This is a genomic window from Pyxidicoccus caerfyrddinensis (assembly GCF_010894405.1).
GTDB lineage: Bacteria > Myxococcota > Myxococcia > Myxococcales > Myxococcaceae > Myxococcus > Myxococcus caerfyrddinensis.
Genome location: NZ_JAAIYA010000009.1, coordinates 501154 through 513501 on the forward strand (window position 1 = coordinate 501154; position 12348 = coordinate 513501).

A 12348-nucleotide genomic window follows, 5' to 3' on the forward strand; every position below is an offset into this window, starting at 1 on the left:
GGGCATCAACGACACCCGGGGTCACCGCAGGACGCTGACCACGCCCTCGGGCAGCGCGGTGCCCGCCGGCCACAGGACATACGTGGCATGGCGCGAGTGACGCCAGGCCTGCCAGAGCTGGTCTCGCTTGTACGTCACCTCCACCGTCTCGTTCGTCTTGAAGGCGGGGTCGTTGCACACCACGTCCCCTTCCGGCGTGAAGCCCTTCACCACGATGAGGTGCCCGTCCGAGCGGCGCACCGGAGAGCCGGCCAGCTTCCCCTCCTCGTACGCGATGCTGATGCTGACCGGAATGCCCGCGGCGATGAGCCGCTCCACCTGGGCGAAGCCATCCAGGCGCAGCACCAGGCCGTGCAGCGCCCCGTCGCCCATGGCGGACGCGTACGCGGTGTTGAAGGGCCAGTTGCCGGTGCCCCGGTACGTCCAGTCATAGGTGCGCTCGGCGGACGCGGGCACCGTGGTGTGCAGCTCCGGCCGGCCCAGCTTCTGTCCCCAGTAGCCGAGCAACATCGTGGTGGACGTGGGCGAGCACCACACCGGCCCGCCCTCGGGATAGAGCATCTGCGAGTAGCCCGGCACGTCCAGCACCGTCCCCCACGCCGCGCGCTCCGAGGCGCCGTCCTCGGCAAGCCCGTGCCTGTCACTCACCGCCGCCGACAGCGCGCGCACGCGGGGCGTGGCGTCCGGCCGCGAGGAGTAGAGCCATACCTTCATCCGCAGCGCGTCCGCCCGGCGCTGCAGGTTGAGCGTGTCCGTGGACACCGCGCCGTCCGCGTCGCGCTGGCCCTCCACGCTGTGCCGCGCCACGGGCTCCTTGTCGAAGGCCCACACGCCCAGCTCGTAGTCCTTCGTCCAGGTGCCGTCGATGCGCGCGGCGAGCGTCACCTTCAGCCACGTCCCCGGCGGAGTGAGGGCATCGAAGGAAGGCACCACGGTGGTGAACCCACCCGGGACGAGCTGCGTGTCGGAGACCGCCAGGCCCACGCGGTAGTCCCCGCCGACGTAGCGCGTGCCACCATCCGCCTCCACGCCCGAGGCGAAGGGCTCGCTGCCCGTCGGTGCCGCCGCGTCCAACTCCAGCGCGCCATCCGCCGCGAGCACCGTCCCCTCACGGGCGAAGCGCTCGAAGTCCCGCTCCACCGCGCTCCGGCGCCACAGGCGCGCCGGGGGGCCCACGTCCACGGGCGCCTCCTCGGGGCCACGCGGCTGCGAGACACAGGCAGTCAGGTTGGAGGCCAGCAGAAGCGCGAGCGTCGGCAGGGAGCGGGAATTCACGGCGCGGAGTCTGGAGGGCCCGGCCCCCATGGCACAACCCCGTTGTCGAAACCCGCCAGGGTACCAGACTTCCGCCGGTCCACCGCTCGCACGCGCCAGGAGCTTCACGGACGAGGAGCTTCTGAAGTCAGGCCGCCCACGCCGGGGTACGTTCCGCACCCGACCTCACCCCCGGAGGCTGTACCGATGAAGAAGTCCCTCGCCGCGTGTCTCGTGTTGCTCGCCCTGGCCGCTCCCGCCCTCGCCGCTCCGAAGGGAGAGGAGGCCGCCGTGCTCGAGGCGCTGCACTCCGGCTGCGAGTCCTTCCGCACCGGGAACGAGAGCCTCGCGGCGGAGTTCCTGGCCGACGGCTTCACCCTCACCGACACGGCCGGCAACATCACCACGCGCGAGGAGACCCTCACCGAGTTGCGCAACAAGGAGCCCCGCTACGAGGTCTTCCGCAACCACGACATGAAGGTGCGGCTCTACGGCGACACGGCCGTGGTGAACGGCACCACCTCCGTGAAGGGCGTGGCCGGTGGGAAGCCCTTCGCCGCCGAGCTGCGCTTCACGGACACGCTCGTGAAGCGCAACGGCCGGTGGCGTATCGTCGCCAGCCACGTGTCCCCGATGCCGAAGCAGAAGCAGGAGAAGCAGGGCGAGGCCGCACCGGCTCCCCACTGAGCGGCCGTGCGGGGGTGGTCAAGGGCCCGAGCCCCCTGGTGGGAGCGCCCCTTTCATTGGAGGTCCGGGCTCCTGGCCGCATGCCCGCCCCCCCTCCCGTCGAGCCCGTGACCACCACCGTCCTTCCTTCACGGCCGTCCGGAGGGTATTCACCGGAGGAATGAAGCAAGCCGAGAACCTTATCGCCCTCCCGGAATCAACACCGACGGCCGCCGTGTCACTCGACGAGGTCCGCCGGTGCACGCAGCTCCTGCAAGCCATGGCCGAGAACCGGCGCCTGGTGACGGAGCTCCCCGAGCCGGAGAAGATTGCCCTCCTGAGCGCCGCCACCCGCGTGGTGTTCCCGGACCGTCAGACGAAGTCACGGCTCACAAAGACGCTGCGCCGGGAGCGCAAGCAGGCGAAGCAGACGCATGACCGCGAGGTCCGCGCCTCGACGGAGATTCGCACGCTGCGCCGGTCCGCCGTCTTCGCCGTGCCCCTGCTCCCGCCCCCGCCGCCTTCAGAGGCGCCGGAGCGCCTGCTGGCGGAGCCGCGCAAGTGCTACGTGTGCAAGGCGGAGTACCGCAAGCTGCACTTCTTCTACGACGCGATGTGCATCGAGTGCGCGGACTTCAACTACGCCAAGCGCACCCAGCGCGCGTCGCTCACCGGGAAGGTGGCGCTCATCACCGGTGCCCGCGTGAAGATTGGCTACCAGGCGTCGCTGATGCTGCTGCGCTCGGGCGCGCGCGTCATCGCCACCACCCGCTTCCCCCAGGACGCGGCGCTGCGCTACCTGCGCGAGCCGGACTTCTCGGAGTGGTCCCACCGGCTGCACATCCACGGGCTCGACCTGCGGCACGCCCCCAGCGTGGAGCTCTTCGCGCGGCACGTGGAGCAGACGCACCACCGGCTGGACATCCTCATCAACAACGCGGCGCAGACGGTGCGCCGTCCCCCCGGCTTCTATGCGCACCTCCTGGAAGGAGAGCTGCGCCGGATGGAGGAACTGCCGGAGGCGGCCCGCCCGCTGCTCGCGGGACACATGGCCTGCATCGCGGCGGTGAACCCGGCCCTGGGTGCGGGCGGCGCGGAGGCCCAGGCGCTCGCGGCCACGTGGCGCAGCAGCGACCCGGCGCTGGGAATCCACTCGTCCGCCGCGCTGTCCCTGCAGCCCTATACGCAGGAGCAGGAGGGTGACACGGCCGCCCTCTTCCCCCAGGGCCGGCTGGACGCGGACCTGCAGCAGGTGGACCTGCGCGAGATGAACTCGTGGCGGATGAAGCTGGCGGACGTGTCCACGGCGGAGATGCTGGAGGTCCACCTCATCAACGCGGTGGCGCCCTTCATCCTCTGCGGAAAGCTCAAGCCGCTGATGATGCGCGGACGCTCCACGCCCGGCCACATCGTCAACGTCTCCGCCATGGAGGGCAGCTTCTCGCGCGGGACGAAGACGGACCGGCACCCGCACACCAACATGGCGAAGGCCGCGCTGAACATGATGACGCTGACCTCCGCGCCCGACTACGCGAAGGACGGCATCTTCATGAACGCCGTGGACACCGGCTGGGTCACCGACGAGGACCCGGCGCTGCACGCGGAGCGCAAGGTGCAGGACCTCGACTTCCAGCCGCCGCTGGACATCGTCGACGGCGCGGCCCGCATCGTGGACCCGGTCATCTCCTCGGAGAACTCCGGCCAGTACGTGTGGGGGAACTTCTTCAAGGACTACCGCCACACCGCGTGGTGAAGACGGGCGCCTGCTCGCGCGCCTGGGCCTCCAGGAAGCGGCCGCGCCAGTCCCTCGACGGAGCCGATATTCGGAGCTCATAGCGTCCGGGCGGGCCGCCCTGTCGCACCCGCGTGTACCGGACGTGCGGGCCGCGGCCGGCTTGCGGCGCGACCGGTTGAATGCTCCGCTTCGTCCCGCCGGGTCCTGCCCGGGCACAACCTCCACCCTTGTAGAGCCCGCCCCGGCCCATGTCCCCACGCCCCCATCGTCCCCGGCCACTGCGCTGGCACCTGGTGAGACTCGTGCTGGGCGCGCTGCTGCCCGTCGTCGTCTTCTCGTGCTGCCTCTTCGTCTTCCTGGCGCGCGCGGAGCGCAAGGCCTCCGAGCGGCGGGTGCTCACCTCGGCGCGCTCGCTGGCGGAGGCGTTCGACAGCGAGACGGCCGGCTCGCTGCGCACGCTCCAGGCGCTGTCCGCCTCCTCGTGGCTGGACGAGGAAGACCTCCGGGGCTTCCGGGCGCAGTGCGAGCGGGTGCTGCAAACCCAGCACGGTTGGCTGATGCTCACCCTCGTGTCGCCGGACGGCGTCCCGCTGCTGAACACGGGCGTCCCGCCGGGCGAACCGATGCCTCCCGTCGCGGAGCCGGAGAGCCTGGCCCAGGTACGCGAGACGCTGCGGCCCGTGGTGGGAGACCTCGCCAGGGGACGGGGCCCCCGGAACCAGCTCGCCGTGCCCCTGCGCGTCCCCGTGGTGCGTGACGGGAAGCTGCGCTCCGTGCTCACCGCCGTCGTCTCCGCCGACGCGCTCAACGAGGTGGTGGCACGGCAGGCCTCGGACGACATCGAGTGGACACGCACGCTGGTGGACAAGCACGGCGTCGTGGCCGCCCGCACCCGGGACCCGGCGCGCTTCGTGGGGCAGTCCGCGACGGACACCTTCCTCCAGCGCACGCGCGCCGCGCACGAGGGCGTCTACGCCGACCACTCCCTGGAGGGCGAGCCCGTCTATGCCGCCTTCAGCCACACCGCGTCCGGCTGGACGGCCACCGTGGTCAGCCCGCGCCACGTGCTGGACGCCCCCTTGCAGCGCTCGATGCTGGCGGGCGGCCTGCTCGGGGTGGCCATGCTGCTCTTGAGCGCCGCCGGGGCCTGGGCGCTGTCCCGCCGCATCGGGCGCTCCATCACCGACGCGGCGGACGCCGCGGACGCGCTCGCCAGCGGCGCCCCGGTGCGCGTGGACGCCTCGGACGTGCGCGAGCTGGCGCGGCTCAACGAGGCCCTGGTGCGCTCCGGGCACCTGCTGGAGGCGCAGGACCGCGAGCGCGAAGCCCACCTGGAGGTGGCCGAGGCCGCCCGGGCCGAGGCCATCGCCGCCACGCAGGCCAAGGACGCCTTCCTCGCCATGCTTGGCCACGAGCTGCGCAACCCGCTGGCCCCCATCGTCAGCTCGATGGAGGTGCTGCGCCTGCGCGGGCTGGCACAGACGCCCGAGCACGAGGTCATCCGCCGCCAGCTCAGCCACGTGGTGCGGCTGGTGGACGACCTGCTCGACCTGGCGCGAATCGTGCGCGGGCAGATGTCGCTCCACTGCTCGCCGCTCGAGCTGTCCACGGTGGTGGACCGGGCGGTGGAGGTGGTGACGCCGCTGCTGGAGCAGCGCCGGCACGGGCTCGACGTGGCGGTGCCCGCGGAGGGGCTGCCGGTGCTGGGCGACGCGGACCGGCTCACGCAGGTGGTGACGAACCTGCTCACCAACGCGGCGAAGTACACGCCGCCCGGGGGACGGCTCCAGGTGCGCGCGGAGTCCGGCGCCGGCGAGGTCATCCTCACCGTCACGGACAACGGCGAGGGCATTCCCCCCGAGCTGGCGGAGCGCATCTTCGTGCCCTTCGTGCAGGGGCCGCGCTCGGTGGACCGGGGCGCGGGGGGACTGGGCATCGGCCTGGCGCTGGTGCGCAGCGTGGTGACGGCGCACGGCGGCCGCGTCGGCGTGCACAGCGACGGGCCCGGCCAGGGGAGCACCTTCACCGTCTGGCTGCCGCGCCACGCCGCGCCCCTGGAGACGCCCGCCGGGCCGGCCCCGCTTCCGCGCCCGGCCGCGAAGCGCGCTGCCCCGCTGCGCGTGCTGGTGGTGGACGACAACGTGGACGCGGCCGAGGCACTGACAGACTTGCTGGAGATGTCCGGCTACACGGTGGCCATGGCGCATGACCACCGGCAGGCGCTGCAGCGGCTCGACGGCTTCACGCCCGACGTGGCCATCCTCGACATCGGCCTGCCGGAGGTGGACGGCCACGGGCTGGCCGCGCTCATCCGCGAGCGCCTGGGCGACGCGAGCCCCACGTTCGCCGCCCTCACCGGCTATGGCCAGCACGAGGACCGGGCCCGCAGCGAGGCGGCGGGCTTCCAGCGCCACTTCGTGAAGCCGGTGGAGCTAGCCGAGCTGGTGACGTTCCTGGAAGAAGCCCGCCAGCCACAGCGCGGCGCCGCCTGAGGCGAGGCCCTCAGCCCCGGTGGGAGCGGGGCAGCCGCACGCGGAACAGCGTTCCCGTCTCCCGCGTGGAGGTCACCTGGACGTGGCCCCCGTGCGCGGTGACGATTTCCTGCACGATGAAGAGGCCCAGCCCCACGCCCTTCAGCGCGTCGCCACCGACGTCCGCGCGGGTGAAGGGCTGGAAGAGCCGGGGCAGCAGCGAGGACGGAATGGGGGTGCCCGCGTTGGCCACCTCCAGCACCACGTCGGCACCGTCGCCGTCCGCGCGCACCTCCACGGGCACGCCCCGGGCGCCGTGCGTGAAGGCGTTGACGACCAGGTTGCCCAGCAGCTGCGCCAGCCGGTCCATGTCCCACTCGCCCGTCAGGTCCCCACGCAGGTCCAGGTGGATGTCCCGCTCCGGGTACGCGGCGAGCAATTCGTCCACGACGATGCGGCAGGGGTCCTCCAGGCTCATGTGCCGGCGCTGGATGGGCAGCGTGCCGCCCTGGCTCACCCGCGCGTAGTCCAGCAGGTCACGGATGAGGTGGTCCATGCGCTGCACGCTCGTGAGGATGCGGGCCGCGCGCTTGCGCTGGGGAGAGTCGGGAGCGCTGTCCTTGAGCAGCAGGGTGCTGGAGGTGGCGATGGCCTGCAGCGGGTTGCGCAAATCGTGCCCGACGATTCCCATCAGCCTGTCCCGCGTCTCGGCCTCGCGGCGCAGGGCCTCGCGCATCTCGTGGTGCGCGGTGACGTCCATGGACACCGCCACGCCCGCGAGCGGCCGCCCCTGCGCGTCGTGGATCCGCTTGGAGCTGAGGTCGATGTGCTTCACCGCGCCGTCGTTCATGCGCAGGTGCACCGGCTCGCGCAGCACCGTCTCCCCATGCAGCAGCGAGCGCGCCAGGGGCCACTGCTCGGGCCGGATGGGCGCGCCGTCCGGCCGGAAGCCCTGGTAGGCCGCGTACCCGGAGATGCCCTCCGAGGCCACGAAGGGGTGGCCCCAGATGGCCTCCATCGCCGCGTTGCCGCGGATGAGCCGGCCACCGGGCTCGGAGATGACGACACCCACCGGGAGTTGATCCAACACGGCTTCCAGGAGGCCGCGCTCGGTGGCCAGCCTGTCGCGGAGCTGCTCGGCTTCTTCGCGGGCGCGGCGCTCGGCGTCGTACAGGCGCGCGCGCTCCAGCGCCAGGGCGCACTGCTGGCCGAGCGACTCCATGAACTGGAGCTGCTCCGGCTCGAAGGTCTGCGCGTGCGCGAAGCTGAAGCCGAAGGCGCCGAGGGTGCGTCCGTCCACCCGCAGCGGCAGCGCGGCGAAGGCGCGTCCCCGCAGGGACGGCTCGTCCCGCAGGCCCGGGTAGGCCTGGAGGAGGTCCTCCAGGTCCGGGAACAGCATGGGCCGCCCTGTGCGCACCGCGTCCCGGAACATGACGGGCGTGTCCACGGGGAAGCGCCGCCAGGGCTCCAGCGTCCCTTCGGGGAAGCCGTGCGCGGCGCGCAGCTCGAAGGAGGCACCGTCCTCGCTCAGCAGCGCCAGCGAGGCGGAGACGGCTTCGAGCGCCGCGGCCCCCTCACGCACCACCACGCAGGCCACTTCCTCGGGCCGGAGCGCGCGGGACAGCGCGGACGACACCGCCGCCAGCCTGTCCGCGCGCAGGCGGGAGCGCCGGGACGTGGTGACGTCCTGAAGGATGCCGATGATGCGCAGGGGCTGCCGGTGCGCGTCGAAGTGCACCCGACCGAACGCGGACAGCCAGCGCTCCTTCCTCACGAGCGGCCCCACCGCGCGGAAGTCGACGCGGAGGCTTCCGTCACCGTCCGGCTCGAGGGCCATCCTCACGGCGGCACTCAGCCGCGGACGGTCCTCCGGGTGGACGCCCCCCAGGAGGCGCTCTGCTTCCAGGACGCTCTCGGCGGGCAGGCCCAACAGCTCCAGGCTCCTGGCGCTGAAGCTCCGCTGGCCCGTGAGGAGCTCGTAATCCCAGGTCCCCAGGTCCGCGCCCTCGAGCGCGAGGCGCAGCCGGTCCTCGCTCTCGCGCAGTTGCTTCGCGATGCGCCCGGACTCCTCGCCCCGGCGCAGCTCGGTGACGTCGGAGACCATTCCCACGTACCCGGCGACGCGGCCGTCCGCGTCCACGTGCGGCAGGTAGTCCGCCTGGACCACGCGCGTGCCGCCATCCCGGTACGGCATGGCGCGTTCGAAGCGCACCGGCTGACCGGACAGGGCCGCTCGCAGGTGGGGGAGCGCGGCCTGGTAGGCGGAGTCGCCCAGCACTTCACGCACACTGCGTCCGATGACCTGCTCTCGGCGGATACCGAACCAGCGCTCGTAGGTCTGGTTGCAGAAGCGATAGCGCTCCTCGCTGTCCACGTACGCGAGCAGCACCGGCGCGGCGTCCACCGTCACCAGCAGCTTCTCGATGAGCCCCCGGTTGTCCAGGACCCCGTTCTCACGTGGACGCTGGCGGTCCAGCACGAGCAACTGGTCGACGACTTCGCGCAGGGAGGTGAGGGACGGGGATGGAGTCATGACCTGGGGTGTGAGGGGAACAAGTAGCGCGCTCCCGCCCGCCCCACCTGGGGGGTCCGCCGCCTGATTGGCACCTGACGGGACGAATCGCAAGACCCCGCACCGCGCTCTGTCCAGCAGCCTGACAAGAGAGGGCCGTGTATCGGTGGCGGCGTGCGCTTCGAATGCTGGACCTCCTACGAGTGCCGCGGGGACGCGGTGCGCTGGGAGGCCGCGGCGCTGGATGTTGCTGAAGAAAAGGGGTGAGGGACTTTCGCGGCTTCCTCCGTTCAGCATGTCAGGAGGGCTTCCTAGGCTCTCCCGTCCGTGCAGGGGCCCAGGTCCCCACGGCTGACGGGCAATGTCCCGAGGAGGCAGCAATGAAGCGAGTGTCCCTTTTCTGCGCGGTGATGATGTCGGTGCTCTTCGCTGGTACGGCCGATGCCGCGCCCATCACGGTGACGGGCTACGTGTGCTCGGCGACGTACACGAAGCAGAACAACGTCTTCTATGGGCAGGGCTACGTGAGCATCCAGGTCCACAACGCGCCGGGCTGCACCGGGGGCGTCGTCGGGACGTACCAGTACCTGGGCTCGGGCGCGTCCAACGGGGGGTATCAGCACAGCGAGGCCGAGCGGCTCCAGCTCTTCGACCGCGCCACCACGGCGGCCACCCAGGGCACCCACATCAACCTGCTCGTCGAGAGCGTGGGCGGGGGCATCTTCACCACGACCTACTCCGCGAACTGAGCGGAGCCGGGGCGGGGACCGAGAGGCGCGCGGTCCCTGCGTCGGTGGCCGGCGTGCACGGGCGCGATGGTAATGTCGGTGCGCCGTACAGAACGAGGGCCGCCTCATGAACGAGCCCAGAGCAGTGTTCGCGACGACGCCCGAGCGGCTCACGGTCATCGTCCGTCGACACGACGAGCCAGGAGCGCCGCCGAGCCACGGTGTCTCCGTGTATCGAGGCTACCTGACGCCCCATCCAGAAGACCTGCCGCTTCCCGGGCGGTTTCGGGAGGACTTCCCCTCGCGGGATGAGGCGCTGGAGCAGGTTCGACGGGAATGGCGTCTCGAAGCGGCTGCGTTCCAGGACGTTCGCCTGGGGCACTCGGTGGACATCGACTTCGTGCAGGCCTTGAGGCAGGGGACTCTGGAGCCACTCCGCCCGGGGATGTCCGCCGATGCGCTGGTGTCCGCACTCGGAGTGCCCGAGGGCATCACCCAGCTCATCGAGCCCGGATTCGTCTGCTGGTTCTACGGGTCCGTGCAATTGCACCTGAGAGCGGGGGCACTCCAGTCGATGGAGATCGACCGCGGCATGGGCGACTTCACCAGCCTCCGGCTCAAGGGATGGTTCCTCGAATGCTCGACCACGAGGGCGCAGCTCGAGCGTGAGCTGACGTCCCGTGCGGTGCCGTATGCGGAGGAGACGGTGCTCGGCGCCCAGGTACTCCGACTTCGAGGCGCGCCCCAGCAGCGGGGTTTCATCTTCGACTTCGACGCTGACGGGCGCATCCATGCGCTCTACTGGAACGTCTAGGGCTTCGGGTAGAGCTTCGCGATGAACGCCTTGTCGGACTCCAACAGCGTGCGTCTTCCGTAGGTCTCGATGTTGTCGACCAATAGATCCCGGGCAACCGGACTGAACATCACGGACCTGGGGTCGAACGCGTGATACGCAGGTCCTGTCGGAGGGTGGAGACCCGATACCACCTTCTTGGTCATCTGTAGCTTCAAGCCTCGGAGTCTCGGGACGTATGCGTAGGCCGCTTCGCGGGTCCAGCGCGCATCCCAGTTGGGACTCGTCCACTCGTTCTCAAGCCCCAGCGCGGCACCGAACGTCATGAGGATCTCGGCCGAGAAGAGTTCGACGGAGCGGGCCCCCGTAGCGAGTCCCAGGTGCATGGTGAATTCGCTCGATGGAACCGAACGGGCATCCGTGCCCCGATACGACCACCATTCCTCTCCTTGCGTGGCGGAGATGCGAATGTCCGCGTCCGGGTCCGGCTTCGAGGTGAACTCGAAGGTCAGGTTGGCGTACTGGGTCCACTCCGAGGCGACCTTCTGAATGCGCTCGTGGAGTTGGGGGTCTCCATCCATGAAGCTGACCTTGAGCTTCGAGCCATTGGGCCAGAGCTTCAGCTTCCGGATCGCCGAGCCGCCGCTCCGTTCATGTGAACTCTGCTCGCGATTCTGTGGAAGAGAGCCACCGTCAGGCTGCGCCACCTCCGCTGAAACGGGAGTGGGCTTTGACTCCGGATGATTCCAAAATTTCGACCAGGCTTCGTAAAAGAAACTGCCGCTATACGCGACTAATACCAATGCCGCGACAAGCGCTGTTACGTTCAGCGCTGCAGTCAAGCTCTTGATGATGAACAGATTACGTCCCGCAGTGTACTTGCGCGAGCGGCTGCGGCGGGGGACATGCCCAAGCGCCTTGTGAAAGCTCCTGACATCGGGGTAGCGCGCTCCGACCTGTGTAGCGACTGCTTTGCGCACCACCATCTGGATATACTCCGAGCACTCCAAGCCCGAGAGGAACGATCCCCACTCCCTCAAGGACTCGACTGTCATCTCGCGCCCATGCAGTGCGAACGCCAGCGTCATGCCTAGCCCATACACATCAGCACGGACATCCACCTTCGCCGCGTCCTGCATTGTCTCTGGTGCGGCGAAGAGCAATTTCCCCATCGCCATCTTCGTAGCCGTGGGGCCGATGGAGTCATCCGCGCGAACCAAGTCGAAGTCCGTGAGCCGCGCATGGCCCTGTTCATCGAGGAGGATGTTGTCGGGAGAGATGTCCCGATGGATGAGGCCTTTGTCATGCGCGTGCTCCAGGGCCAGCGCCGTTTCGCGAATGACTCGAATCCGGTCATCTACGCTGAGCGAACCCTGCAGAATTGCCCGCTTGAAGTCTCCGCCCCGGAGGAACTCCATAACGAAGTAATAGAGCGTCCAGTGCTCCCCGTAGGGCTCGATGCCGCGATTGAGAAGCACCCGGACCACATGCGGGTGTTCAAGTCTTGCCATGCGCTCGGCTCCACGGAAGAAGCGCTCGCGGCGGCTGGCATCATTGGCGAAGTGTCCGTGGAGGAGTTTGATGGCGACGAGCATGTCGCGCTCCATATCGAGCGCCTTCCACACTACGCCAAAGCCCCCCTTGCCCAACGGCGACAGAAGCTGGAAACGACCGTTTGCCAGGAAGTCGCCTGCCTCAGGCTCCGGCCCGCGGCGAAGGAGCCGCTTGAGTTCGCGAATCTTCGCCAACTCCGAGGACGTGTCCTCCCCTTGCGCCTCCAACTTACGCCGCGCCGCCTCAAGCGCTTGCAATTGTTCCCCCAAGATTCGCCGCCGCTCGTCTTGGTAGACGGGGACTTCGCTCGGCATATCCGGAGGCGAGGCAACGATTGTCACCGGCAAGGTCTCTCCAGGAGAAGCCTTGCGCAGGGACGTCAGTGCTCGCTCGAAGACCGCCGCCTTGGTGTCCGCCTGCGTCAAGGACACCGCGCTGCGAAGCCAGACCTCTAGGGGAAGGGCGCCGTCCTGTTGCAGCGGTAACGCGTTCAACCAGTGCAGGGTCTCTAAACGACGGGGCGTGATTCTCGATCGGCCCGGAGGGCAGGCAGGCGCAGGACGAGCGGGGAAGCGGCAGGAACCCGCTCCGTTCGGCCTTGTGTGCGCAAGAACCAGAAGAAGAAGCGAGCCCTG

General features: G+C 69.8%; 8 protein-coding genes. 5 read left to right on the top strand and 3 right to left on the bottom strand.

Features of this window, described 5'->3' with window-relative positions:
* Positions 1-21: 21 nt before the first annotated feature.
* Complete coding sequence (locus G4D86_RS24215) at positions 22-1275, bottom strand: peptidase C39 family protein (protein WP_240360443.1); 1254 nt, start codon at positions 1273-1275, stop codon at positions 22-24.
* Positions 1276-1461: 186 nt separating this feature from the next.
* On the opposite strand from G4D86_RS24215, the gene G4D86_RS24220 reads away from it, so the two are divergent.
* The 3 genes from G4D86_RS24220 to G4D86_RS24230 all read left to right on the top strand — a co-directional run bounded on the left by G4D86_RS24220 (position 1462) and on the right by G4D86_RS24230 (position 6147).
* On the top strand, positions 1462-1941 hold the full coding sequence (locus G4D86_RS24220; protein ID WP_163996362.1) for a nuclear transport factor 2 family protein: 480 nt from the start codon (positions 1462-1464) through the stop codon (positions 1939-1941).
* Between the two features lie 160 nt (positions 1942-2101).
* Positions 2102-3673 (top strand): SDR family NAD(P)-dependent oxidoreductase, encoded by a 1572-nt coding sequence (locus tag G4D86_RS24225; protein WP_163996363.1) that lies wholly within the window; start codon positions 2102-2104, stop codon positions 3671-3673.
* 230 nt (positions 3674-3903) lie between these two features.
* Positions 3904-6147, top strand: coding sequence for a hybrid sensor histidine kinase/response regulator (locus G4D86_RS24230; RefSeq protein WP_163996364.1), 2244 nt, complete (start codon positions 3904-3906; stop codon positions 6145-6147).
* A gap of 10 nt (positions 6148-6157) precedes the next feature.
* On the opposite strand, the gene G4D86_RS24235 is transcribed toward G4D86_RS24230, so the two are convergent.
* On the bottom strand, positions 6158-8659 hold the full coding sequence (locus G4D86_RS24235; protein WP_163996365.1) for a PAS domain-containing sensor histidine kinase: 2502 nt from the start codon (positions 8657-8659) through the stop codon (positions 6158-6160).
* Between the two features lie 359 nt (positions 8660-9018).
* On the opposite strand from G4D86_RS24235, the gene G4D86_RS24240 reads away from it, so the two are divergent.
* Together G4D86_RS24240 and G4D86_RS24245 are read left to right on the top strand one after the other, a co-directional pair.
* Positions 9019-9387 carry a hypothetical protein gene (locus G4D86_RS24240; RefSeq protein WP_163996366.1) on the top strand — a complete coding sequence of 123 codons (369 nt, stop codon included), beginning with the start codon at positions 9019-9021 and terminating at the stop codon, positions 9385-9387.
* A 106-nt stretch (positions 9388-9493) separates the two neighbouring features.
* On the top strand, positions 9494-10180 hold the full coding sequence (locus tag G4D86_RS24245) for a hypothetical protein (protein ID WP_163996367.1): 687 nt from the start codon (positions 9494-9496) through the stop codon (positions 10178-10180).
* Here G4D86_RS24245 and G4D86_RS24250 read toward each other — a convergent pair.
* On the bottom strand, positions 10177-12207 hold the full coding sequence (locus G4D86_RS24250; protein ID WP_163996368.1) for a protein kinase domain-containing protein: 2031 nt from the start codon (positions 12205-12207) through the stop codon (positions 10177-10179). The two genes, G4D86_RS24245 and G4D86_RS24250, sit on opposite strands and share 4 nt — an antisense overlap.
* Positions 12208-12348: the final 141 nt, after the last annotated feature.

Coding starts and splice junctions, on each gene's coding strand:
- G4D86_RS24220 (WP_163996362.1), top strand. CDS start 1,462: ATGAAGAAGTCCCTCGCCGCGTGTCTCGTGTTGCTCGCCCTGGCCGCT.
- G4D86_RS24225 (WP_163996363.1), top strand. CDS start 2,102: ATGAAGCAAGCCGAGAACCTTATCGCCCTCCCGGAATCAACACCGACG.
- G4D86_RS24230 (WP_163996364.1), top strand. CDS start 3,904: ATGTCCCCACGCCCCCATCGTCCCCGGCCACTGCGCTGGCACCTGGTG.
- G4D86_RS24235 (WP_163996365.1), bottom strand. CDS start 8,659: ATGACTCCATCCCCGTCCCTCACCTCCCTGCGCGAAGTCGTCGACCAG.
- G4D86_RS24240 (WP_163996366.1), top strand. CDS start 9,019: ATGAAGCGAGTGTCCCTTTTCTGCGCGGTGATGATGTCGGTGCTCTTC.
- G4D86_RS24245 (WP_163996367.1), top strand. CDS start 9,494: ATGAACGAGCCCAGAGCAGTGTTCGCGACGACGCCCGAGCGGCTCACG.